General features: G+C 68.2%; 22 protein-coding genes and 1 pseudogene. 12 read left to right on the top strand and 11 right to left on the bottom strand.

Features of this window, described 5'->3' with window-relative positions; all coding sequences use genetic code 11:
• Positions 1-29 precede the first annotated feature (29 nt).
• Positions 30-119 (top strand): annotated as a pseudogene (locus tag U4Y91_RS32735) (DNA-binding response regulator); the annotation flags it as partial.
• A gap of 423 nt (positions 120-542) precedes the next feature.
• The gene (gene fnr, locus U4Y91_RS32740) at positions 543-1316 is read left to right on the top strand and encodes a fumarate/nitrate reduction transcriptional regulator Fnr (protein ID WP_321808538.1); all 774 of its coding nucleotides are present in this window, start codon (positions 543-545) and stop codon (positions 1314-1316) included.
• A 25-nt stretch (positions 1317-1341) separates the two neighbouring features.
• On the opposite strand, the gene U4Y91_RS32745 is transcribed toward fnr, so the two are convergent.
• Positions 1342-2331 carry a zinc-dependent alcohol dehydrogenase family protein gene (locus tag U4Y91_RS32745; protein ID WP_321808539.1) on the bottom strand — a complete coding sequence of 330 codons (990 nt, stop codon included), beginning with the start codon at positions 2329-2331 and terminating at the stop codon, positions 1342-1344.
• A gap of 174 nt (positions 2332-2505) precedes the next feature.
• On the opposite strand from U4Y91_RS32745, the gene U4Y91_RS36845 reads away from it, so the two are divergent.
• Both U4Y91_RS36845 and U4Y91_RS32755 read left to right on the top strand, forming a co-directional pair.
• The gene (locus U4Y91_RS36845) at positions 2506-2829 is read left to right on the top strand and encodes a hypothetical protein (RefSeq protein WP_415750522.1); all 324 of its coding nucleotides are present in this window, start codon (positions 2506-2508) and stop codon (positions 2827-2829) included.
• A gap of 140 nt (positions 2830-2969) precedes the next feature.
• Positions 2970-3230 carry a hypothetical protein gene (locus tag U4Y91_RS32755; RefSeq protein ID WP_321808540.1) on the top strand — a complete coding sequence of 87 codons (261 nt, stop codon included), beginning with the start codon at positions 2970-2972 and terminating at the stop codon, positions 3228-3230.
• A gap of 165 nt (positions 3231-3395) precedes the next feature.
• On the opposite strand, the gene U4Y91_RS32760 is transcribed toward U4Y91_RS32755, so the two are convergent.
• Positions 3396-3872 carry a hypothetical protein gene (locus tag U4Y91_RS32760; RefSeq protein WP_415750523.1) on the bottom strand — a complete coding sequence of 159 codons (477 nt, stop codon included), beginning with the start codon at positions 3870-3872 and terminating at the stop codon, positions 3396-3398.
• Between U4Y91_RS32760 and U4Y91_RS32765 the strand changes: the two genes are divergently transcribed.
• The 3 genes from U4Y91_RS32765 (at position 3844) to U4Y91_RS32775 (ending at position 7977) form a co-directional block, all read left to right on the top strand.
• Complete coding sequence (locus U4Y91_RS32765; RefSeq protein WP_321808542.1) at positions 3844-4080, top strand: hypothetical protein; 237 nt, start codon at positions 3844-3846, stop codon at positions 4078-4080. The genes U4Y91_RS32760 and U4Y91_RS32765 overlap by 29 nt on opposite strands.
• Before the next feature lie 256 nt (positions 4081-4336).
• On the top strand, positions 4337-6763 hold the full coding sequence (locus tag U4Y91_RS32770; protein WP_321808543.1) for a membrane-bound PQQ-dependent dehydrogenase, glucose/quinate/shikimate family: 2427 nt from the start codon (positions 4337-4339) through the stop codon (positions 6761-6763).
• Between the two features lie 92 nt (positions 6764-6855).
• The gene (locus U4Y91_RS32775) at positions 6856-7977 is read left to right on the top strand and encodes a porin (protein WP_321808544.1); all 1122 of its coding nucleotides are present in this window, start codon (positions 6856-6858) and stop codon (positions 7975-7977) included.
• A 47-nt stretch (positions 7978-8024) separates the two neighbouring features.
• Here U4Y91_RS32775 and U4Y91_RS32780 read toward each other — a convergent pair whose 3' ends face one another.
• Positions 8025-8795 carry a class I SAM-dependent methyltransferase gene (locus tag U4Y91_RS32780; RefSeq protein WP_321808545.1) on the bottom strand — a complete coding sequence of 257 codons (771 nt, stop codon included), beginning with the start codon at positions 8793-8795 and terminating at the stop codon, positions 8025-8027.
• A 303-nt stretch (positions 8796-9098) separates the two neighbouring features.
• On the opposite strand from U4Y91_RS32780, the gene U4Y91_RS32785 reads away from it, so the two are divergent.
• Positions 9099-9419 (top strand): hypothetical protein, encoded by a 321-nt coding sequence (locus U4Y91_RS32785; protein WP_321808546.1) that lies wholly within the window; start codon positions 9099-9101, stop codon positions 9417-9419.
• 310 nt (positions 9420-9729) lie between these two features.
• Here U4Y91_RS32785 and U4Y91_RS32790 read toward each other — a convergent pair whose 3' ends face one another.
• The 3 genes from U4Y91_RS32790 to U4Y91_RS32800 form a co-directional block, all read right to left on the bottom strand.
• Positions 9730-10728 (bottom strand): ABC transporter substrate-binding protein, encoded by a 999-nt coding sequence (locus U4Y91_RS32790; RefSeq protein ID WP_321808547.1) that lies wholly within the window; start codon positions 10726-10728, stop codon positions 9730-9732.
• 67 nt (positions 10729-10795) lie between these two features.
• Positions 10796-11140, bottom strand: coding sequence for a DUF3088 domain-containing protein (locus U4Y91_RS32795; protein WP_321808548.1), 345 nt, complete (start codon positions 11138-11140; stop codon positions 10796-10798).
• Between the two features lie 92 nt (positions 11141-11232).
• The gene (locus U4Y91_RS32800) at positions 11233-11622 is read right to left on the bottom strand and encodes a hypothetical protein (protein WP_321808549.1); all 390 of its coding nucleotides are present in this window, start codon (positions 11620-11622) and stop codon (positions 11233-11235) included.
• Between U4Y91_RS32800 and U4Y91_RS32805 the strand changes: the two genes are divergently transcribed.
• The 4 genes from U4Y91_RS32805 to U4Y91_RS32820 all read left to right on the top strand — a co-directional run bounded on the left by U4Y91_RS32805 (position 11621) and on the right by U4Y91_RS32820 (position 16059).
• On the top strand, positions 11621-12805 hold the full coding sequence (locus U4Y91_RS32805) for a porin (RefSeq protein ID WP_124528609.1): 1185 nt from the start codon (positions 11621-11623) through the stop codon (positions 12803-12805). The two genes, U4Y91_RS32800 and U4Y91_RS32805, sit on opposite strands and share 2 nt — an antisense overlap.
• Positions 12806-12931: 126 nt before the next feature.
• On the top strand, positions 12932-14209 hold the full coding sequence (soxC, locus tag U4Y91_RS32810; RefSeq protein ID WP_321808550.1) for a sulfite dehydrogenase: 1278 nt from the start codon (positions 12932-12934) through the stop codon (positions 14207-14209).
• Positions 14202-14750: a cytochrome c gene (locus tag U4Y91_RS32815; RefSeq protein WP_321808551.1), complete on the top strand. Its 549-nt coding sequence runs from the start codon at positions 14202-14204 to the stop codon at positions 14748-14750. Before soxC ends, U4Y91_RS32815 begins: the two co-directional genes overlap by 8 nt.
• A gap of 109 nt (positions 14751-14859) precedes the next feature.
• The gene (locus tag U4Y91_RS32820) at positions 14860-16059 is read left to right on the top strand and encodes an LLM class flavin-dependent oxidoreductase (protein WP_321808552.1); all 1200 of its coding nucleotides are present in this window, start codon (positions 14860-14862) and stop codon (positions 16057-16059) included.
• A gap of 2 nt (positions 16060-16061) precedes the next feature.
• Here U4Y91_RS32820 and U4Y91_RS32825 read toward each other — a convergent pair whose 3' ends face one another.
• The 5 genes from U4Y91_RS32825 to U4Y91_RS32845 form a co-directional block, all read right to left on the bottom strand.
• Positions 16062-17435, bottom strand: coding sequence for an LLM class flavin-dependent oxidoreductase (locus U4Y91_RS32825; RefSeq protein ID WP_321808553.1), 1374 nt, complete (start codon positions 17433-17435; stop codon positions 16062-16064).
• Positions 17436-17474: 39 nt separating this feature from the next.
• Complete coding sequence (locus tag U4Y91_RS32830; protein ID WP_321808554.1) at positions 17475-18692, bottom strand: acyl-CoA dehydrogenase family protein; 1218 nt, start codon at positions 18690-18692, stop codon at positions 17475-17477.
• 174 nt (positions 18693-18866) lie between these two features.
• Entirely contained in the window at positions 18867-19754 is an 888-nt protein-coding gene (locus tag U4Y91_RS32835) for an ABC transporter permease (RefSeq protein ID WP_321808555.1), read from the bottom strand.
• A complete protein-coding gene (locus U4Y91_RS32840; RefSeq protein ID WP_321808556.1) occupies positions 19751-20692 on the bottom strand; it encodes an ABC transporter ATP-binding protein in 942 nt (313 codons plus the stop codon). The genes U4Y91_RS32835 and U4Y91_RS32840 overlap by 4 nt, the downstream gene beginning before the upstream one ends.
• Before the next feature lie 127 nt (positions 20693-20819).
• Positions 20820-21854, bottom strand: coding sequence for an ABC transporter substrate-binding protein (locus tag U4Y91_RS32845; RefSeq protein WP_321808557.1), 1035 nt, complete (start codon positions 21852-21854; stop codon positions 20820-20822).
• Positions 21855-21896 lie beyond the last annotated feature (42 nt).

The following is a 21896-nucleotide window of genomic DNA, read 5'->3' on the forward strand; positions in this document are numbered from 1 at the left end:
CCGGCGACCACGCCCTCGTCAGGGGCGGAATCCTCGAGAAGATGCAGATGCCGAACGACACGGCACTCGTGCGCTACGCGATGCGCCACAGGCTGCTCGAGGACCCTGACGAACTCTGACGGCGGCATCGGGCACGATCGCGTCCCCGGCCCGGCTGTCCTGACGACATCGGCGACGACAGCCAGGCCGGTGCGGCGATGACTTTCCGCGGCCCATGTCGGCACACGCCCGCAACGATCGCGACAAGACGCCGCACCCTTGTAGGAAACCTCCTACAAGACTTCCCACTCCCCTACTTCAACTTCAATTCCGGCTGATTTTCTTGACCTCGCGCAACGTCCATACTTCGCATCGAGAAAAACGAGCAAACGTGCCTCCCGGAGCACGGGCAGCGTCATCGCCGAGACCGGCGTGGTGGCCTCCCGGCGCGTCCGGCGGGGCTTTCCCGAGAGGAAGGCGGCAGCGACCAAAGCCGCCGGTACAACGGCCAGCGCGACCCCGCCCGACGGCGAGCCGCCGCTGTCCCCGAACTGGAGCCGATCATGCACAGCAGCGCCGAAGCCACGACGACCATGCCGATGCGCCCGTTCATCCCGCTGCATCGCGTCGAACCGGCGGATCAACCCAAGCGCGCCGCATCCCGCTGTTCGACGTGCGCATTGCGTACCGTCTGCATGCCGTCCGATCTGTCGCCCGACGATTTCGCGCGCGTCGACGCGATGATCTGCACGACGCGCCACGTCAAGCGCGGCGAAACGCTGTTTCGCGCGGGCGATGCGTTCAACAGCATCTACGCAGTGAGAACCGGGTCGTTCAAGACCATCGTGATGCATCGCGACGGCGACGAGCAGATCACCGGCTTCCAGATCGTCGGCGAGTCGCTCGGACTCGACGGCGTGTACACCGGGCACCACAACGGCGACGCGATCGCGCTCGAGGACAGCACGGTCTGCATCATCCCGTTCGGCCAGCTCGAGCAGATGTGCCGCGAAGTGCGCCCGATGCAGCACCACGTGTACCAGATGATGGGCGGCGAGATCGTGCGCGAATCCTCGCAGATGCTGCTGCTCGGCACGATGAGCGCCGAACAGCGGGTGGCTGCGTTCCTGCTGAATCTGTCTGCACGCTTCAAGGCACGCGGCTACTCGGCCGCGGAATTCGTGCTGCGGATGACGCGCGACGAGATCGGCGAATATCTCGGCATGAAGCTCGAAACGGTCAGCCGCATGCTGTCGAAGTTCCAGCACAAGGGGCTCGTCGCGGCGCAAGGCAAGCAGATCCGGATCGTCGATTCGGAAGGCCTGCAGCAGATCTGAGCGCGCCGCGAAGCCGTCGAGCCGATCAACCGCGCATGCCCAGCACGGCGGCGCCCGATACGCGGCCGCCGCGCAGATCGTCGAGTGCGCGGTTCGCGTCGGTCAGCGCATAGCGCACCGCCTCGACCCGCAGCGGCATCGCGGCCGCGATCCGCATGAATTCGACCGCATCCGCGCGTGTCAGGTTGGCCACCGACGCAATGCGGCGCTCGCCCCACAGCCACGCATACGGAAAGCCCGGGATGTCGCTCATGTGAATGCCGCCGCACACGACGATCCCGCCCTTGTCGAGCGCGCGCAGCGCGGCCGGCACCAGCGCCCCCACGGGCGCGAAGATCAGCGCGGCATCGAGCGGCTCCGGCGGCGCTTCGTCGCTGCCGCCGGCCCATGCGGCACCCAGCGACAGCGCGAGCTGCTGCGCGGCCGTGTCGCCGGGCTTCGTCAGCGCGAACACCTTGCGTCCTTCGCAATGCGCGACCTGCGCGACGAGATGGGCCGCCGCACCGAAGCCATAGATGCCGATGCGGCGCGCGTCGCCCGCCATCCGCAGGGTGCGATAACCGATCAGGCCCGCGCACAGGAGCGGCGCGGCTTCCAGGTCGGAATAGCGCTGCGGTAGATGCACGCAATAGCGATGGTCGGCGAGCGCGCACTCGGCATAGCCGCCGTCGATCGTATAGCCGGTGAATCCGGGGGTGTCGCACAGATTCTCGCGGCCGGACGTGCAATACGCGCAATGCCCGCACGTCGAGCCCAGCCAGGGCACGCCCACCCGGTCGCCGACGGCGAAGCCCGTCGCGCCTTCGCCCAGCCCGCGCACCGTCCCGACGATTTCGTGACCCGGAATCAGCGGCAGCTTCGGGTGCGCGAGCTCGCCATCGACGACGTGGAGATCGGTCCGGCAGACGCCGCATGCGTGGACGTCGATCAGCAGCTGGCCCGCCGCGGGCGACGGATCCGGCACGCGCGCTTCGCGCAAATGCGGCGTCGTGCCGTCAAACATCATCGCAAGCATGCTCGCCTCCCTGCGCGCCCGGTTTCGCGCGCTTCGCTATCCAAGGCTAGTCGCCCTGCACCGCGTGCGTTCGGCCCGATGACGGGCGCTTGACGTGGGTCCCCGGCCCGCCTGACGGTCGCTGACACGATGAAGTGGCGTGACGGCGCCCTCGCGGCGACCTGGAGATGATCGATGATATCCGTTCCCCCGCTTGCCGCAAGCACCCGTCCCGACCACGATCCGAGGTCGGTGCCGGGCTACGCGGTGCTGGCTCCGTCCAGCCACAACGCCCGACCGTGGCGCTTTCTGGTCAACAGCACCACGATCACGGTCTGCACGGATCGCGTTCGCGCGTTGCCCGCGGACGAAGGGATGATCGATCGCGTGATCTGGCGCTGTTGGCGTACTGCGAATCCGCCCGCGGCGATCCGGCACTCGACCGGAAACGGGCACGCACGCCGTCGGGAGTACGCGCCGGCCCGCTGCAATGCGTTTTCGATGTCACGCGCCGTGTAGGAATCCGCCGACGAAACGGGTGGGATTCCTACCTCGGCTTCGGAGCAGGCTGATTGAATCGGGGGCGCGCGGCAACGATACTGGAACCACGGATACCGGCTGCCCGGCACACCGATCGCAAAACAACCAGGAGAGACGTCATGTCACACGCCGACTATCGTTCCGATTCAGGGATGCGGGCCGCCGCATCCGACACGTCCAACACGTCCAATACGTCCAATACGTTCGGCACAGCCGCGCTCGACACGCTGGCACTCGTCGCGCTTGCCCGCGACGCCGGCATGCTGGTGACACTCGACGGGCAGATCGGGCGCGAGCGGTACGAAAGCGTGACGGGATCGATCGCCACACTGGCCCGCTTCGCGGAGGCGCTGCAGCTTTCCGCGCTCAAGGTGGCATGATGCCCGGCGGCGTGCCTCGGCATCGGTCGCCGGCGCAATGGCGTCGCTCGCTACGCCGTTAGCGGTTTGAAAACACCGGGAGACCGGCGCGACACGAGACCGTCGGCCGTCAAGCCTGCGGCGCGACGTGATTGCGTGCGGCGCGCCGGGACGGGCGACGCCGAGTCATCGCGGTACGACCGGCGGCGACGGCATCGGCGGCGAACGCGGCAGGTTCTCGTCGGACCGGAAGCCTTGCTCGATCTCGAGGATTTTTGTTGCGCACGCATCGTATTGCCAGCCCGAGCCGCCATCGCCGTCATACATACCCTTGCACATTGCCTTGAGCCGGATCACCGCGCCGCCGTCGCCTGAAGCCGCGCGGGAAGCCCACAGATAGACTGCGCCGGCCAGATACGGTTGCGCCGTTTCGATCCGATCGGCACTGAATCGCGTCACCCGGGTCGACGAATGCGCGTCGATGTAGCGCCGGGTGCGGCTCCACGCGCGGTCGCATTCGGATGGCGTCGCACACTGCAGCGACGCGGCCTGACGCGCCGCAAGCAGTTGCGTTTCCGTCGACCTGAACGCGTTGTTCCGCGCCGCGCCGGCACAGGCGCCCAACGCAAGCAGCATGCCAACCGCCAACGCCCGTCGTTTCATCGTCAATGTCCTGCAACACCGTGAGTTCCGCGCGCCGTCCTGCGCAAGCGCTGAAATCGACTGTATCGCCGACGTGATGAATGCGGTTGACCTGCCTCAATCTCCCTCCTTTGCAGCACGAATCCCGCGACACAAGGATCAGCGAGGACACGGTCGCGGCGACGCTGCGCCCGGGCGCAAGACCGATCGAGACGGCTGCCCGTCGTGAGCGCCTGCAACACACTTTCAACCAATCTAACAAGAATCGACGAAAAAAAGGGCGAGCAAAATCTCCGGTTCGCCCTTAAAATGCACCGTTTAGTTAATTTCCACAGCTAACCAGGCTGCACGATCAGGACCTGCGAAGCCCGCGCCCGCGCGTGCATGCCACGCGGCGTCTCCTCCATGTGTTCGGACAGGGCCACCCACCGCGCCCTCTTCCCGCCTTTCGATGCAGCCCGGCGCAAACGGATAAGAAGACACTCATGTCCAAGCAATCCCCTGCAGAGCCGATTCGTGCTTCCGCCCGAATCGGCCTGATCGCCGCGGGCGCGCTCTCGCTGCTTCTCGGCCTCTATTTCGTCATCGGCGGCGGCATGCTCGTCGCCCGCGGCGGGAGCGCGTACTACCTGCTGGCCGGGCTCGCCCTGTGTGCGACCGGCGTCCAGCTCGTCCGGCGCCGCGCCAGTGCGGTCGCGATCTACCTCGTGATGCTGATCGCCACGGCGCTGTGGGCCGTGTGGGAAGTCGGCTTCGCGTTCTGGCCGCTCAACGCGCGGATCTTCATGTTCTCGATGATCGGTATGCTGCTCGCGGCGGTCTGGCCGCTGCTGCGCCGTGCCGAAGGCAAGGCACCCGCACGCGGCATGGCATGGGGCATTGCCGCACTCCTGCTCGCCTGCAACGGCGCGTTCGTCTACGGCATGTTCGTGCCGCACGGCACGTTCGGCACCGAGACGCCCGTGCCGGCGGCCGGCAATGCAGGTACCGACGACTGGACGGCCTACGGTCACTCGGACGGCGGCGACCGCTTCGCGCGCTACGCGCAGATCGATCGCGACACGGTGAAGCACCTGCAGGTCGCGTGGACGTTCCGCACCGGCGACACGCCGCTCAGCCCGGACGGCGGCGGCTCGGAAGATCAGCAAACCCCGCTGCAGGTCGGCAAGACGCTGTTCCTGTGCTCGCCGCACAACACCGTGATCGCCGTGGATGCCGCGACGGGCACGGAGAAATGGCGCCATGCGTTCCCGACCAAAACGACGGTCTGGGTCCGCTGCCGCGGCCTCGCGTACTTCGATGCGGACAAGCCGCTCGTGCAGCCGACCGTCGCCGGATCGACGCCGGTCCTGGCGGTCGCCGCGTCCGGGGATCCGGCCGTGTGCCGCCGCCGCATTTTCATGAACACGATCGACGCGAAGCTCGTCGCGCTCGATGCGGACACCGGCAAGCTGTGCGACGGCTTCGGCGATCACGGCATCGTCGACCTGAAGGCCGGCCTCGGTAACGCGAAGAGCCCGTTGTACCAGCTCACGTCCCCGCCGACGGTCGCGGGCACGACGGTGGTCACGGGCGGCCGTGTCGCCGACAACGTGTCGCTCGACATGCCCGGCGGCGTGATCCGCGGCTTCGACGTGATGACCGGCAAGATGAAGTGGGCGTTCGATCCGGGCAATCCGGACGATCACGCTCAGCCGGCGCAAGGCAAGACCTTCGTGCGCTCGACGCCGAACGTGTGGGCGCCGATGACCTATGACGCGACGTCGAACACGATCTACATGCCGGTGGGCAACGCGGCGATCGACCTGTGGGGCGTGAAGCGCACCGCGCTCGACGAGAAGTACGGCGCGTCCCTCCTTGCACTCGACGCCACGACGGGCGCGGAAAAGTGGCACTTCCAGACGGTCCACCACGACCTCTGGGACTACGACGTGCCGATGCAGCCGACGCTGATCGAGTTCCCCGTGGAAGGCGGCAAGCGCGTGCCGGCGTTGATCGTCGGCACCAAGATGGGCCAGCTGTTCGTGCTCGACCGCGTGACCGGCAAGCCGCTGACGCAGGTCGTCGAACATCCGGTCAAGACCGCGTCGATTCCGAACGAGCCGTATTCGAAGACCCAGCCGCTGTCCGTCGGCATGCCGCAGATCGGCGCCGACGTGCTCAAGGATTCGGACATGTGGGGCGTCACGCCGATCGACCAGCTGATGTGCCGCGTGATCTTCCGCGGCATGCGCTACGACGGCCTCTTCACCGCGCCGGACACCGATCGCTCGCTCAGCTTCCCGGGTTCGCTCGGCGGCATGAACTGGGGCGGCCTGTCGTACGATCCGAACGCGGACATGATCTACGTGAACGACATGCGCCTGGGCCTGTGGGTCCATCTGGAGCAGGAGAAGCACCGCGGCGGCACCTCCAACGGCAACGAATCGGTGAACGCGGGCATGGGTGCCGTGCCGCTCGGCGGCACGCCGTACTCGGTGCTGAAGGACCGCTTCCTCTCGCCGATCGGCATCCCGTGCCAGAAGCCGCCGTTCGGCAGCCTCACCGCGGTCGACCTGAAAACCCGCCGCATCGCATGGCAAGTCCCGCTCGGTACCGTGAAGGACACGCGCCTTCACGGCGTGCAGATGAACATGCCGTCACCGATCGGCATGCCCACCATCGGCGGCTCGCTGACGACCGGCGGCGGTCTCGTGTTCTTCGCCGCGACGCAGGACTACTACCTGCGCGCGTTCGACAGCTCGACGGGCAAGGAACTGTGGAAGGCACGGTTGCCGGTGGGGAGCCAGGGCACGCCGATGAGCTATACAATCGGCGGCAAGCAGTACATCGTCATCTCGGCAGGCGGCGCGCGCCAGTCGCCCGATCGGGGCGACTACGTGGTGGCTTACGCCCTGCCCGACAGCAAGTAAGCGCCGGAATCGACCGGATCGCGTGCGGGATGGGGTGGCGAGGGTTGCCGCACCGTCCCGCATTCAGCGCGTCACCTCACTGTCTTGACTGCATGCCACCGTTGTCCATGAATCATTCCTTTCCCGCTTCCCGCACCCGAAATCACGACCTCACGCCGGGACACCGCCGATCGCGCCGGCCGGCGGCCGTCACGCGTTTCGCACTGCGCATCGGTGCGGCCGCAACGGCCATTGCCGCACACGCGTCCGCGGCCCATGCGCAAAGCAGCGTGACGCTGTACGGCACGATCGACACGAGCATCGAGATCACGAATCCCGGCGCGGGTTACGTCGCGCGGATGGATTCCGGCGCGTATCGCGGCTCGCGCATCGGCGTGCGCGGCGCGGAGGATATCGGCAACGGCGTGAAGATCCTGTTCGATCTCGAGAACGGCTTCGGCTCGGCGGACGGCACCCTGGCCGTCGCCAACACGTTGTTCAACCGCCAGGCCTGGATCGGCGTGAGCTCACGCTACGGCACGGTGCGGGTCGGCCGTCAGTATTCGCCGATCTACATCCCGTTCAAGGGGCAGCTCGATGCGTTCGGTGCCGGCACGATCGCGTCGGGGCTGAACAATCTGTCGAAAATCACGCCGTACGAAAGCAATGCGATCACGTACCTGTCCCCCGAGGTGCACGGCTTTTCGACCACGATCATGGTGTCGTTGCGCGACGCGAAGGACGGCGACGGCAACGGGCTGGCAGGCCATATCGAGACGTTCGCCTGGCATGACGGCCCGCTGCGCATTTCGTACGCGCGCCAGCAAACTCACGGCAGCGGCGCACTGCGCGCCAACCTCGGCGGCGTGTCCTATGCGTTCGGCCCGGTGACGGCTTTCCTATCATATTTCAATGGCGACGGCGGAACGCCCCGATATCACAACGACGGCGTGTCGGCTTCCGCGCGCTACGCGGTGAACGCGCGTTTTCGCGCGTCGCTGGGTTATACGTGGCTGCGCGACCGGTCGGGCCGCGACAACGATGCCGACCAGTTCAGCGCGGCATGCGAATACGATGTGTCGAAGCGGATGCTGGTCTATGCGAGTGCCGCCTGGCTTCACAACCGCGGCCAGGCCGCCTATACGCTGAGAGGCGTGAACGTGACCGGCCTCACGCCTTCGTGGCCGGGTGCGTCGGTGCGCGGTATCCAGTTCGGCGTGATCGATCGTTTCTAGGACGAACGCGCGGCCGATGTCGCGATCGACTCGACGCGCCCCTTTCACTAAAAGAATTTCGCAAGCCACCCCGGCGCCGCCGCACGATCGAAAACCACGTGCAGCTCCGGGCTGAACGAGCCGAATTCAAGCCCATGCTGCGTCGCCAGCAGTGTCAGCGCCTGGCTCGTATAGAACGAAATATGCCCGTTGCGCGGCACGCAGTACCACCATTGCTCGATCCCGCGCGCCAGGATCTCCGGCGTGATCAGGGACGTCTGGAACAGCAGTGCGCCGGCAGGCCCCCGGTAGCGGATGATGTCGGCGAACAGGCTGCGAGGATCCGGATGATGCTCGAAGACCTCGAACGACAGGATCGAGTCGAACTGCCCCTGCGGCGCGACGGGATGGCTGAACGGATCATACGAAGTCACATCCGCGAAGCCGCGCGCGGACAACTTCTTTTCCAGCAGCCCGAGCCCTGAGCCGAAATCGAGAATGCGAGTCTCGCGCATCGACGGGAAGCTCGTGCAGATCAGGTCGGCGTGCTGCTGCGGACGATGCTCGAGATACTCCGGATCGTGGCGCGCGTAGTCGTCGTTGTACACGTGACGCGCAAAATCGTCGTGCGTCCAGCGGTCGAAGGCCGGCGTACACGTGAATCCGCATTGCCGGCACGCGTAGTAGTAGATCGGCACGCCCACGAACGGATCGACCTTTTTCCCGGCGATCATGTCGGCGCCGCAGCGCGAGAAATCGACCACGCCGCAGATGTCCGCGTCGGCACCGCACACCTTGCAGGCGATCGTCGCCGGATGGTTGGTCGGAATGTCCATCATGTTGCAGTCCCCTGGTTGGCTTCAAGCGCACGCGCCGCCCGCTCGGTCACGTCGCGTCGGCGCCCCGGCGCCGTCTGCCGGAACGGCGTGGCCGGCGGCTACCCCGGCGAATCGTCCCGATCCGCGCAAGATACCCGGTTTCCAGCGAACATTTGTTAAATAGCTTGAATAGCCGACAACCGGTCGACAATTTGCCTTAACATCCGGCCACACGATCGACCATGGTCATCAGTACGGACCGCGGTCACCATTTTCAACGGCGCGAAAACGGGCGCGGCTTTCATTCGAACGGACGGACCGACCATGTTCCAATCACCGGGGGATTCCTTCGTCGGCGGCTCGCTGCTCGGCCTGTGCGTCGAGGTGCCGCTCGCCGTGCTCGTTTCGCTGATGATGCATGGCGTCGACTGGACCGGGCCGCGCATCGCGATGCTCGTCGCGATGCCGGTGCTGATCGCGTGCACCGTGCTGCTGACCCGCCCGGTGGCATTCAGCACCGTATGGAAGCACAAGCGCTCGCCGTTCGAGCTCGACGACAATGTGCGCGCCTCGATCTACGGCCGGCTGACCGGCATCGCGCTCGGCCTGGTGTTCGGCATCATGGTCGCGACGACGTTCGCCTGATCGACGTTCGCCCGATCGACGTTCGCCCGATCGACGTTCGCCCGATCGACGTTCGCCCGATCGACGTTCGCCTGATCGACGTTCTCCTGATTCGGTCCGCGCGACCGGATTCGCGCCGGGCGCGCCCGCTTCGGCGCCTGCGCCTGCCTGTCGTGGCACGGGCGTCGGGATCCGCCAGCCGCGCAACTGCACGCACGACGACCGGCCGTTCGCCGCGCAGGCGGCCGACCATGCGGATCTCCCGTCACGGAGGATTCGCCCTTCCCGCGCCCGTGCATCACCTACCGGTGTTTGAAGCGCCTGTCGCGCATTACGCCGACGCCACCAGCGCGTTGAACGACGTATCCCAGAACGGCGCGACGTTGGCCGGCCCATCCAGCACGCCGATTCGCGCGAATACGTCCGCAACTCGTTGATGCTGCGCGATCACGTCAGGCGTGACGGGCAGCAGTGCGTAGTCGTCGCTGCGCTGCGCGAACATCGCTTCGAGATCGGCAACCGGCACACGCGTTTCGCCGTTCTGCACGCGCGCATAGGCGCCGAAATGCCCGTTCGCCCACGCATAGGCGCGCTGGAACCGCAGCAGCAGATCGCCGGTCGCCGCGCGCCGACGCGGGTCGTCCAGCGTGCGCGGGTTCGCATAGATCGGGAAATTGCCGGACAGATAGCCCTTGCCCGTCTTCAGCACGCGTGCCCCGTAACGGTTGCGCGCGAGCTGGCCGTTGTAGCCGTAGATCGCCCACGCGTCGAGGTCGCCGCGGTCGTACGCGGACAACCCGTCGGCCGGCGACAGGTTGATCGGATGGATGTCGTCGAAACCGAGGCCGGCCTCCGCAAGCTGCCGGTACAGGAAATAGTGCGACGTCGTCGCGCGCACGTACCCGACGCGCTTGCCCTTCAGGTCCGCGATACCAAGGATCGGCGTGTCCTTGCGCGCGAGCGTGACCTGGTTGTTCAGATCTTCCCGCGTACGCGAGATGAACCGGACGCTGGCCTTCTGGCGTGCGGCGAACACCGCGGGAATCTCGCTGCCCGAGCCGAGGTCGAGCGCATCGGCGTTCAGCGCCTCGATGTGCAGCACGCCGTTGTTGAGCTCGCGCCACTCGATCCGGTACGGCGTGTCGCTCAGGCCAGCCGCCTGCAGCAGCGCGCGCCAGCCGCCCTTGTAGGTCGCGACGCGCAGCGTAGTGCCGGCAAGATCGGCGTTGACGGTCGGCGCGGCAAGCGCGACCCGCGCGGCCACGGGGCCCGCTGCGATCGCGGCGCCGGCGAGCAGCAGGCGGCGACGTGCCGCCGAAGTTGACGCCATCGGATACTCCTGTCGATTGAACGGTAGAGGGAAAAAGGAAGCCGCCGTGCGCGACGGCCGGCGCGCGTCAATGCAGCGAAGGAAAACCGTGGCGCTCGGCCAGCAGGTCGAGGATGCGGCGCGGGTCGGTGACGAAGCGCACCGTGCCGAGCGCTTGCGCATCGTCCGGCGCCGGTTGTGCGCTACCGAGCACGAGCACCGGCAGGCCCTGATGCGCGTCGTCGAGCACGTCGATCACCGCGTGCCGCGGCCGTTCGAAACCGACCCGGCGCACGTCGAGGCGGCCGGCCCGGTCGGGCGCGCTCGCAAGCAGGCCTTCGATCGCCAGTCCGTGCGGACAGACGAAGTGTCGGCCCGGATACTTCGGATCGGCAAAGCCCGGTTCCAGCAGAAACAACACATCCCGACTCATTTCACACGGCTCCCCTATTCGTGGTTCGACCGGGCTGCACGCAGCGTGCGCTGCGCCCGGCGCTGGCCGGCATCGCGGCCGGATGCCCGACTCTACAGCCTTGCATCGCGCGGCCCTACCAACGTTTTGCGGAATCGATATGCAGGCGTGCCTACCGCATCGGCTGCGCGTCTCACAGAGCCGCGTTGCATAAAAACATCGTCATCCGAACGGATCGCGTGGCGATATCCAACGATTTCATCGATCGATATGCGCACGACCGCGCATGGCCGTCGCGCGATGTTTGCCATCGATGCCAATGCGTCCGCCGCAGCACGCGTGCCGGACGCGATCGCGGCGCGCGCGTCGAGCGTGCATCGGCACGCATTGCAATTCGCTCGCGCAGCGAATTGCAAACCACGGATCGAACGTTCGTCGACCGGACCGACGTCAATAGCATCGTGATCCTCGCAGACGTACCCATAAAAACAGAGGTTATTCATGATCAAGAAATCGGTAGTCCTGGGTTTGGTTTCGATCGGTTCCATCGGCGCGCATGCGCAGAGTTCCGTCACGCTGTACGGCGTCGTCGACGCCGGCTTCGCCTATACGAACAGTCAGGGCGGTGCGAGCAACATCCAGCAGACGAGCGGCAAGCTGAGCGGCAGCCGCTGGGGCCTGAAAGGCAGCGAGGATCTCGGCGGCGGCCTGGCGGCCGTGTTCACGCTCGAAAGCGGCTTCCGGCCGAGCGACGGCGGGCTCGGCCAGGGCGGCCGCCTGTTCGGCCGCTCCGCGTACGTGGGCCTGAGCAAGGCCGACCTCGGCACGCTGACGTTCGGCCGCCAGTACGAGCCGATCACCGATCTCGTCGCGCAGTACGCGGGGTCCGGGTTCTGGTCGCCGGCCACCCATGTCGGCGACAACGACAACCTGAACCAGAGCTTCCGGATCAACAACGCGGTGAAGTTCCGCAGCGCGACGATCGCGGGCTTCACCGCCGACGTGCTGTACGCGTTCAGCAACCAGGCGAACGGCGGCGCGGGCACCGGCTTCTCGAACAACAACGCATGGGGCGTGTCGGCGAACTACGTGAACGGCCCGCTGTCGGCGGGCGCCGGCTACGTGCGGCTCAACCACCCGAACGCGACGTCGAACACGAGCGGCGCGGTGGGCGGCGCGACCACGACGACCGGCAACGACTACAGCGGCGCGTTCTTCTACGGGCTGAACGGCGGCGTGCGCAAGCAGCAGATCGGCGTCGCGGGCGCGAACTACGCGCTCGGCCGCGCGACGCTCGGCTTCGCGTGGAGCCACACGCAGCTCGACTATGTCGACGGCTCGTCGCGCAAGTTCAACAACTACGACGTGAACGGGCGCTACCAGATCACGCCGGCGGCGACGCTGATCGGCGTCTACACGTTCACCGACGGACGCGCGAGCGGCTTGCCGGGCACCGGCGGCCAGACGCTGAAGCCGCGCTGGCACCAGTTCACGCTCGGGTTCGACTATGCGTTGTCCAAGCGCACCGACATTTACCTGTCCGGCATCTACCAGCTGGCCGCGGGCGATGCGAGCACCGCGACGTCGGGCGGCTATCGCCGGATCGCGGCGATCTCGAACATCGGCAGCGCATCGTCGACGAATCGGCAGCTCGCGTTCGTCAGCGGGCTGCGCGTGAAGTTCTGAGCGTTCGCGCAGCGGGCGCGGCGCGATAAGCAAAGCGGGAATCGTTGTTTGCCGCGTCGTGCCCGGTTGCCGAGAATGTCCGTTTTTCCGGATGCTGCCGCGCCCGCGCGCGGCACGGCTTCGATCATGACCGACTCTCCTTCCCGCCCACGCCGCACCGGCCGACGCACGGCGCTGCGCCAACTCGCCGGCGGCTGGGCCGCCGCGATGCTGCCGGCCGGCGGCGCGCTCGCGGGCCAGCCGCTCGCGCCGCTTGCACCGATCGCCCCGCTGGACGTGCCGCCGTGGACGCGCACACCGGGCGCACCGCTGCTGTCGCCGCCGTATGGCCTGCCGGGCGCGCACGAACGCGACGTCATCCGTCGCAGCGCGCGCACGCCGGCACTGCCCGGCTCCGGCTCGTCGATGACGCCGCTCGCCGACCTGTTCGGCGACATCACGCCGAACGGCCTCGTCTATGAGCGCCATCACGCGGGCGTGCCCGAGATCGATGCGCAACGCCACCGCGTCGTCGTGCACGGCCTCGTGCGCGAGCCGCGCAGCTTCACGCTCGACGACCTGCTGCGCTTTCCGTCCGAATCGCGGATCCACTTCCTCGAATGCTCGGGCAATACCGGCAGCGAATGGAACGGCCCGAGCGGCCTGCCCGTCCAGTTCACGCACGGACTGCTGTCGTGCTGCGAATGGACGGGCGTGCGGCTGTCGACGCTGCTCGACGAAACGGGCATCGATCCGGCCGCGCAGTGGCTGCTCGCCGAAGGCGCGGACGGCGCGGCGATGACGCGCAGCCTGCCGCTCGACCGGATTCTCGAACGCGCGCTCGTCGTCTATGCGCAGAACGGCGAGCGGCTGCGCCCCGAGAACGGCTACCCGGTGCGGCTGATCGTGCCGGGCTTCGAAGGCAACACGAACATCAAGTGGCTGCGACGGCTGAAGCTCGTGCGCGCGCCGGAGATGACGCGCGAGGAAACATCGAAATACACGAGCCTGCTGCCGAACGGCTGCGCCCGCCAGTTCGTGTTCGAGATGGACGCGAAATCGGTGATCACACGCCCGTCGGCCGGCCACCGGCTCGCATCGCACGGCTACTACCCGATCAGCGGCTATGCGTGGTCGGGGCGCGGCCGGGTTCGCGCGGTCGACGTCTCGACCGACGGCGGCCGCACCTGGCGCGCCGCACGGCTCGCGGGCGACGTGCGCGATCGCGCGCTGACGCGCTTCGAAGCCGACTGGGTCTGGAACGGCGAGCCCGCCGACCTGCAAAGCCGCGCGACCGACGAAACGGGCTACGTGCAGCCGACCCGCGACGCGCTCGTCGCCGCACGCGGCGTCAACTCGCAATACCACTACAACGGCATCCAGAACTGGCGCGTCGGCGCGGACGGGGAGGTGCGCAATGCGTAACACGATCGTGCGTCGGCTCGCATCGTGCGCGGTCGTGTCGGGCGCACTCACGTCGTCTGCTTTACCCGCGTTCGGTGCCGGCTTCGGCCTCGGTCAGCCGCTCGACCGCGCGGCGCTCGCCGCATGGGACATCGACGTCGCGCCCGACGGCAGCGGCCTGCCGCCCGGTACGGGCACGGTCGCGCGCGGCGCGCACGTGTTCGCCGACAAGTGCGCGATGTGCCACGGTGCCGGCGGCCAGGGCGGCGTCGGCGATCCGCTCGTCGGCGGCCTTGGCTCGCTGGCCGGCGCGAAGCCGAAAAAGACGGTCGGCAGCTACTGGCCGTATGCGACGACGCTGTTCGACTACATCCGCCGCGCGATGCCGTACAACGCACCGCAATCGCTGAGCGCGGACGAAGTCTATGCGGTCACGGCCTACGTGCTGCACCTGAACGGCATCGTGCCGGACGACACGACGCTCGACGCGCGCACGCTGCCGCGCGTCACGATGCCGAACCGCGACGGCTTCGTGCCCGACCCGCGGCCGGGACAACTGTGACGCGACGCGATCCACCGGCCGGCAGGACGCAGATCGGTCCGGCAAGACTGCCGGTATCGCGTGCCGGATTTTTTCGTTCGGCGCCAGCGCGCCGCGCAGGGAGCCAACTTTGACCGACACATCCGCTACGGCCCAGGCCGACGCGCCGCTCGTGCCGTCGCCGTTCGTCGACGTCCGTTCGCCGGCCGATTTCCCCGACAGCCCGGCGTCGCGCGTGCTCGCGCAGCCGCTGATGCTCGGGCTGTTCCTGCCGATCCAGGCCGGCGGCTGGAGCGCCTCGACACTGCCGCGCTCGACCGACTGGACGTTCGACTACAACGCCGACCTGGTCGCGCGCGCCGAGGCGCTCGGCTTCGATCTCGTGTTCGCGCTGTCGCAGTGGTTGCCGAAAGGCGGCTACGGCGGCGTGTTCGACGGCCAGGCGCTCGACTCGTTCATGACGCTCGCGGCACTCACCGCGCGCACCGAACGGATCATCCTCGTCGCGACGAGCCACGTGCTCTACGGGCCGTGGCATCCGCTGCATTTCGCGAAGTTCACGGCGACGCTCGATCACATCTCGCGCGGACGCTGGGGCATCAACGTCGTGACCGGCCACCGCGCGATCGAACACGAGATGTTCGGCTGGAACCGGATCGAGCACGACCAGCGCTACGAGATGGCCGCCGAGTTCGTCGACGCGGTCAGCCAGCTGTGGGCCCAGCCGGACAACTTCAGCTATGCGCCCGCGCTGTCGAGCTGGCGGCTCTCCGGCGCGTTCGTCACGCCGAAGCCGCGCTACGGCCGCCCGCTGCTGATCAACGCGACCGGCTCCGACGCCGGCATCGATTTCGCGGCCCGCTATTCGGACATCGTGTTCGTCACGAGCCCGGCCGGCCCGGACGTCGATCTCGCGCTGGACGCGCTGCCCGCGCATACGGCCCGCGTGAAGGCGGCGGCCGCCGCGCGCGGCAGGACGATCCGCACGCTGCTCAATCCGCTCGTGATCTGCCGCGAGACGGCGGCCGAGGCGCGCGCGTACCGCGACGCGATCGTCGCGCATGCGGACGAAGGCAGCTTCCACCGCTTCGACAGCGACGCCCATGCGTGGCGCGGCGGCTTCGAACAACGCGCGCAGGCGGCCGCGCGTGCGATCGGCGGCAACATCTCGATCACGGGCTCGCCCCAGGAAGTCGCCGACTACATCGTGCGGCTGCATCGAGCGGGCATCGACGGCATCCAGTTGAGCTTCTACGACTTCAGGCCGGATCTCGACTTCTTCGGCGCACACGTGCTGCCGCTGCTGCGCGACGCCGGCCTGCGGCGCTGAGCTCAGGCAGCCGCGGCCGTCGCGGCGCCGGGCACGGCCGACGTGCGCCGCGCCGCGGGCCGCCGCAATCCGAGGTGATCGCGCAGCGTGCTGCCGGCGTAGTCGCTGCGGAACAGCCCGCGACGACGCAATTCGGGCAGCACGAGCGCGATGAAATCGTCGAGGCCGCCGGGCAAGGTCGGCGCCATCACGTTGTAGCCGTCCGCGCCGTAATGCACGAACCGTTCCTCGAGCGCATCGACGATCTGCTCCGGCGTGCCGACGAGCTGCCAGTGACCGCGCGCGCCCGCAATGCGCAGGTACAGCTCGCGGATCGTCAGGTTCTCGCGGCGCGCGAGCTCGAGTGTCAGCGTCTGCCGGCTCTTGCTCGCATTCGTTTCCGGCAGCGGCGGGATCGGGCCGTCGAGCGGATAGGCGGACAGGTCGACGCCGCCGGTCAGGCCCGACACGAGCGCGAGCCCGACCTTCGGGTCGATCAGCGCCTGCAGCGCGTCGAACTTCTCCTTCGCCTCGCTCTCGGTGCGACCGACCACCGGAAAGACGCCGGGCATGATCTTCAGCGTGTCGGGGTCTCGGCCGAACGCGGCGAGCTGCCCCTTCACGTCTGCGTAGAACGCGATCGCGTCGTCGAGCGTCTGCTGCGCGGTGAAGATCACCTCGGCCGTGCGCGCGGCCAGCCGCGTGCCGGCCGCCGACGAGCCGGCCTGCACGATCACCGGCTGCCCCTGCGGCGCGCGCGGGACGTTCAGCGGCCCATCCACCCGGAAGAACCGGCCGCGATGATCGAGCACGTGGCGCTTGTCCGGGTCCAAGAAGCGGCCGCTGGCACGGTCGCGCACGAACGCGTCGTCGTCCCAGCTGTCCCACAGTCCGCGCACGACGTCGGCGAATTCCTCCGCGCGCGCATAGCGTTCGCCGTGATCGAAATGCGCATCGCGGTTGAAGTTGCGTGCTTCGTGCGCGCTCGACGACGTGACGAGGTTCCACCCCGCGCGGCCGCCGCTGATGTGGTCGAGCGACGCGAACTTGCGCGCGATGTGGAACGGCTCGTTGAAACTCGTCGACGCGGTGCCGACGAGGCCGATGCGTTCGGTGACGGCCGCGAGCGCCGACAGCAGCGTCAGCGGCTCGAACTGCGCGACGTAGCTGTGCGCGGTGCGGCTCAGGAATTCGACGTCGTCGCCGCGCGTGCCGACGCCGTCCGCGAGGAACACGAGGTCGAACTTCGCGGCCTCGGCCGCCTGCGCGAGCCGCACGTAATGACGAAAGTCGACACCGGCGTCCGCCTGCGAGCCGGGATGGCGCCACGCGGCGATGTGATGGCCGGTCGGATACAGGAACGCGCCGAGGTGCAGGTGGCCGGTGCGGGTCGTCATCGGGGAGCTCCCGGAAAGTGGGCTGCGGTCGCAGCGGAATCAGAACACGCGTCCTTCGGTCAGGTGCGTGGTCACGCCGTTCAGGTCGTAGTCGCCGATCACCCGCGCCTTGTGCAGTAGCGGGTTGTGGCTGAAGATCGTGCGCAGGTTGCGCCAGTGCCGGTCGAGGTTGTGCACGCGCGCGGTCGCCGACGCGCCGCCCACTTCGAACAGCCGTTCGGCCGCGTACAGCGCGAGCTTGCCGACGATCAGCTGCGTGCGCGCAGTCGCGAGCGCGCTGTCGAGCACGCGTTCGTGCGCGTCCGCCGCGCCGGCCGCGATCGCGTCCGCGGAGCGGTCGAGCGCACGCGCGTTGTCGCGCACGAGCGCATCGATCGCGTGGCTGTGCGCCGACAGCTCGCCGACGATCTGCTGGATGAAATGATCGTCGCGCGCGCTCGCCGCCGGGCTGTGCAGCACCGGCCGGCCATGCGCGAGCACGTAGCGGCGCGCGTCGGCCACCACGTTGCGCACGATGCCCGCGCCCGTCGCGACGAGATGAAGCTGCCGCAGCGCGCCGCAATGGCGGCCGACGAGCGTCGAGCCGTCGCGGGCCGCGACTTCGTCCGCGAATACCTGCACGTCGTGCAGCAACAGGCTGCCGCTCGCGGTCATGCGCTGGCCCATGCCGTCCCAGTCGTCGAGCACCTGCACGCCGTCGCGCGCGACCGGGATGATCACGGCGAGCGCGTCGCCCTGCTCGTTCTCCACGTTGATGCGCGCGAAATCGGCAAACGCGGTGCCGGTCGAATAGTATTTGCGGCCCGTCACGCGATGGTGCGCGCCGTCGCGGCGCAGCACGGTCGTGTTCTCGCCCGGCCGCGACGTGCCGCGCTCGGTCGACGCGCCGCCGAAGATCGCACCGGCCAGCGCGCGCTCGAGCTGCACGTCGTTGAACGGGGTGCGCGGCGACAGCCGCAGCGTCTCGGTCAGGTCGTAGTGGATGCGCAGCGCGTGCGCGAGATTCGAATCGGCGGCCGCGAGCTTCGCGATCGTCTCGAACAGGTCGACCAGCGTGCCGCCCAGGCCGCCGCGTTCGACCGGAATCCGCAGCACGCCGAGCGCGGAACGGCGAAAGAGTGCGAAGCCTTCGAACGGCAGTTCGCGACGCGCCTCGCGTTGCGCGGCGTCGCGCCCGATCGCCGTCGCGAGCTCGGGCAGTGCGGCGAGCGCGGCGCGCAACGTGTCGTGCGGTTCGGCACCATGACGGGCATTCATGCAGCGGTTCCTCATCGTCGAAAAGCGACGGCCTGCCGCACGATTGCGCAGGCCGTCGCCGCCGCCCGCAGGCGGCACCGAAAAGTATAGGGACGCATCCGGCGCGCGTGAAAAACCGATTTCAGCTTTGGTTATGCGTGCGCCGGGAATGCGCACGCACGCACATCGATACGGTCAGTGCGGGATGCCCCAGCGGCGCACCGTCACGCGTTCGAGCGTATCGAACACGAGATGCTCGACGAGCAGGCCGATCACGATGACGGCCGCGAGGCCCGCGAACACACGGTCGGTATACAGCTCGTTGCGGTTCTGGAAGATGTACCAGCCGAGCCCGCCCTGCCCCGCGCTCGCGCCGAACACGAGTTCGGCCGCGATCAGCGTGCGCCACGCGAACGCCCAGCCGACGCGCAGCCCCGACAGGATCGACGGCAGCGCGGCCGGCACGAGAATCAGCACGATCTGGCGCAGGCCGGTGAGGCCGTAGTTGCGTCCGGCCATCTTCAGCGTGGCCGGCACGCCGGCGAACCCCGTGTACATGCTGAGCGCGAGCGGCCAGAGCACCGCGTGCACGAGCACGAACAGCAGGCTGCCGGTGCCGAGCCCGAACCACAGCAGCGCGATCGGCAGCAACGCGATCGACGGCAGCGGATTGAACATCGACGTGAGCATCGACAGCACGTCGCGGCCGATGCGCGTCGACACCGCGAGCGAAGTCAGCACGAACGCGAGCAATACGCCGAGCGCATAGCCGCGCAGCAGCACCGACATCGAGATGCCCGTCTTCACCAGCAGTTCGCCCGATGCGATGCCCTGCACGAACGCGGCCAGCGTCGCGCCGAAGGTCGGCACGAGCAGGTCGTTCGCGACGATGCGCGCGATGATTTCCCATGCGGCGATCAGCACGAGCGCGATGACGGCGCGGCGAAACCCGCTCGCGCCGACGATGCGGCGCCACAGCGGTGCGGGCGCCGCACGTTCGGCGTCGGGCGGCGGGTCGAGCGGGCGCACGTATTCGGCGCGCACGGGCGGCAGCGGCGGCAGGACCGGATCGATCGTGCTCATGATGCGATGCCCTCCGTGGCCGGTGCGGCCTGCGTTTCGTCTGCGACGTCGGTATCGAACAGCAGATGATGAATGCGCGCGACGCTGTCGCGGAAGTCGCCGCTGCCGACGCTGTCGAGCGAATGATCGTGACTGTTGAGCTCCGCGCGCACGCGCCCCGGATGCGGCGACAGCAGCAGGATCCGGTTGCCGACCACGAGCGCCTCCTCGATCGAATGCGTGACGAACAGCAGCGTGAAGCGGAACTCGTCCCACAGGCGCAGCAGTTCCTCCTGCATCTTGCGGCGCGTGAGCGCGTCGAGCGCGGCGAACGGTTCATCCATCAGCAGCACGCGCGGCTGCATCGCCAGCGCACGCGCGATCGCGACGCGCTGCTTCATGCCGCCGGACAGCGTATGCGGATAGGCATCGGCGAACGCACCGAGGCCGACCTTGTCGAGATAGTGCAGCGCGCGCTCGCGTGCTTCGGCGCGCGACAGCTTCGCGGCCGCGCGCAACGGAAACGCGACGTTCTCGACGACCGTCTTCCACGGCGGCAACTGGTCGAATTCCTGGAACACGACGATGCGGTCGGGGCCCGGCCCTTGCACGGGCCGGCCGTCGAGCGCGATCGAGCCCGACACGGGCTCGATGAAGCCGGCGATCGCCTTCAGCAACGTGGACTTGCCGCACCCCGACGGGCCGAGCAGCACGAAACGGTCGCTGCCATACACGTCGAAGCTGACCTGATGGGTCGCGCGCACGATCCGCGCGCCGCTCCGGTATTCGAGGCTCACGCGATCGATCGCCAGCAGGCGCTCGCTGTGCGCGCCGGCCGGCGCGGACGCGGATGCCGGCCTGCTCGCGGCGCGGGTGTCGGTGACGGGTTGGGCGGGCGGTGCGGCGGCGCCGCGCGCCGCGTACGGCGGCAGGCCGATTCGGGGAGAAGTGGCGTTCACGATCGAAACTCTTGCGGGTAAAGCATCAACATACGGCGGCACCGCGCGCGGCCCAACCAACGATTGCACATATCGAAACCGCGTCGACGCATAAGCGTCGATCGCGGCGCCGCAGCGCCACGCCCGCTCAGCTGCCGCCGGCCGTCGCCGGATCGTCGAAGAAGTAGTCGCGCCACGACTTCGGCTCGTTGCGGATCGCGCCGGTGCGATGCATGAACTGCGCGAGCTTCAGCGTGTTCTCCGGGGCCGTCTTGAACTGCACCTGCGGATTGCGCAGGATCTTCAGCAGCAACGCGCGATCGATCTTCGAACCGTTCACGCGGATATAGGTATCGGCCGCGCGCTCGGGATCGGCCGCGATCTGGCGCGCGGCGTCGGCGAGCGCGGCGACGAACGCGCGGTACGTCTTCGGGTTCTCGTCGCGGAATTTCTCCGTCGCGTACAGCACCGTCGCGGAACTCGGGCCGCCGAGCACGTCGTAGGAATTCAGCACGATGTGCGCGTTCGGATTGCCCGCGAGTTCCTGCTCCTGGAACGGCGGATTGCCGAAGTGGCCCGTGATCACGTTGCTGTTCGCGAGAATCGCGGCCGTCGCGTCGGGATGCGGGATCGCCTGCGTGAGCGGATCGAGCTTGTCGAACTGCTTGTCGCCCCACTGCTTCGCGGCCGCGTACTGCAGCACGCGCGACTGCACCGACACGCCGACGGCCGGCACCGCGATGCGGTCCTTCGCGCCCAGGTCGGCGATCGTCTTCACGTTCGGGTTGCTGCTGACGAGGTAGTACGGAAAATTGCCGAGCGACGCGACGCCCTTCACGTTCTGCCGGCCGCGCGTGCGATCCCACACGGTCAGCAGCGGCCCGACGCCCGCGCCGGCGACGTCGACCGCGCCCGACAGCAGCGCGTCGTTCACGGCCGCGCCGCCTGACAGGCGCACCCAGTCGACCTTGATGTCGAGGCCGGCCTTGCGCCCTTCCTTCTCGATCAGTTGCTGGTCGCGCGCGACGTTCAGCATCAGGTAGACCACGCCGAACTGCTCGGCGATGCGGATGCGGCCTTCCGCGTGCGCGGCTTGCGGCGTGCCGGCGGCGGCCAGTGCGAGCGCCGCGGTGAGCGTGGCGGCCAGTGTGCGGCGCAGGGCCGGCGAAAGCGGAAACGACATCGGAACTCCAATGAGAATGAGGCGGCAAACCAGGACGCGACG

This window comes from Burkholderia sp. BCC1993, assembly GCF_905339865.1.
In the GTDB taxonomy this organism is placed as follows: domain Bacteria; phylum Pseudomonadota; class Gammaproteobacteria; order Burkholderiales; family Burkholderiaceae; genus Burkholderia.

What these genes read in the sequence shown, in the direction of transcription:
- fnr (WP_321808538.1), top strand. Translation starts at nt 543, where the DNA reads ATGCACAGCAGCGCCGAAGCCACGACGACCATGCCGATGCGCCCGTTC.
- U4Y91_RS32745 (WP_321808539.1), bottom strand. Translation starts at nt 2,331, where the DNA reads ATGCTTGCGATGATGTTTGACGGCACGACGCCGCATTTGCGCGAAGCG.
- U4Y91_RS36845 (WP_415750522.1), top strand. Translation starts at nt 2,506, where the DNA reads ATGATATCCGTTCCCCCGCTTGCCGCAAGCACCCGTCCCGACCACGAT.
- U4Y91_RS32755 (WP_321808540.1), top strand. Translation starts at nt 2,970, where the DNA reads ATGTCACACGCCGACTATCGTTCCGATTCAGGGATGCGGGCCGCCGCA.
- U4Y91_RS32765 (WP_321808542.1), top strand. Translation starts at nt 3,844, where the DNA reads ATGCCAACCGCCAACGCCCGTCGTTTCATCGTCAATGTCCTGCAACAC.
- U4Y91_RS32760 (WP_415750523.1), bottom strand. Translation starts at nt 3,872, where the DNA reads ATGAAACGACGGGCGTTGGCGGTTGGCATGCTGCTTGCGTTGGGCGCC.
- U4Y91_RS32770 (WP_321808543.1), top strand. Translation starts at nt 4,337, where the DNA reads ATGTCCAAGCAATCCCCTGCAGAGCCGATTCGTGCTTCCGCCCGAATC.
- U4Y91_RS32775 (WP_321808544.1), top strand. Translation starts at nt 6,856, where the DNA reads ATGCCACCGTTGTCCATGAATCATTCCTTTCCCGCTTCCCGCACCCGA.
- U4Y91_RS32780 (WP_321808545.1), bottom strand. Translation starts at nt 8,795, where the DNA reads ATGATGGACATTCCGACCAACCATCCGGCGACGATCGCCTGCAAGGTG.
- U4Y91_RS32785 (WP_321808546.1), top strand. Translation starts at nt 9,099, where the DNA reads ATGTTCCAATCACCGGGGGATTCCTTCGTCGGCGGCTCGCTGCTCGGC.
- U4Y91_RS32790 (WP_321808547.1), bottom strand. Translation starts at nt 10,728, where the DNA reads ATGGCGTCAACTTCGGCGGCACGTCGCCGCCTGCTGCTCGCCGGCGCC.
- U4Y91_RS32795 (WP_321808548.1), bottom strand. Translation starts at nt 11,140, where the DNA reads ATGAGTCGGGATGTGTTGTTTCTGCTGGAACCGGGCTTTGCCGATCCG.
- U4Y91_RS32805 (WP_124528609.1), top strand. Translation starts at nt 11,621, where the DNA reads ATGATCAAGAAATCGGTAGTCCTGGGTTTGGTTTCGATCGGTTCCATC.
- U4Y91_RS32800 (WP_321808549.1), bottom strand. Translation starts at nt 11,622, where the DNA reads ATGAATAACCTCTGTTTTTATGGGTACGTCTGCGAGGATCACGATGCT.
- soxC (WP_321808550.1), top strand. Translation starts at nt 12,932, where the DNA reads ATGACCGACTCTCCTTCCCGCCCACGCCGCACCGGCCGACGCACGGCG.
- U4Y91_RS32815 (WP_321808551.1), top strand. Translation starts at nt 14,202, where the DNA reads ATGCGTAACACGATCGTGCGTCGGCTCGCATCGTGCGCGGTCGTGTCG.
- U4Y91_RS32825 (WP_321808553.1), bottom strand. Translation starts at nt 17,435, where the DNA reads ATGACGACCCGCACCGGCCACCTGCACCTCGGCGCGTTCCTGTATCCG.
- U4Y91_RS32830 (WP_321808554.1), bottom strand. Translation starts at nt 18,692, where the DNA reads ATGAATGCCCGTCATGGTGCCGAACCGCACGACACGTTGCGCGCCGCG.
- U4Y91_RS32835 (WP_321808555.1), bottom strand. Translation starts at nt 19,754, where the DNA reads ATGAGCACGATCGATCCGGTCCTGCCGCCGCTGCCGCCCGTGCGCGCC.
- U4Y91_RS32845 (WP_321808557.1), bottom strand. Translation starts at nt 21,854, where the DNA reads ATGTCGTTTCCGCTTTCGCCGGCCCTGCGCCGCACACTGGCCGCCACG.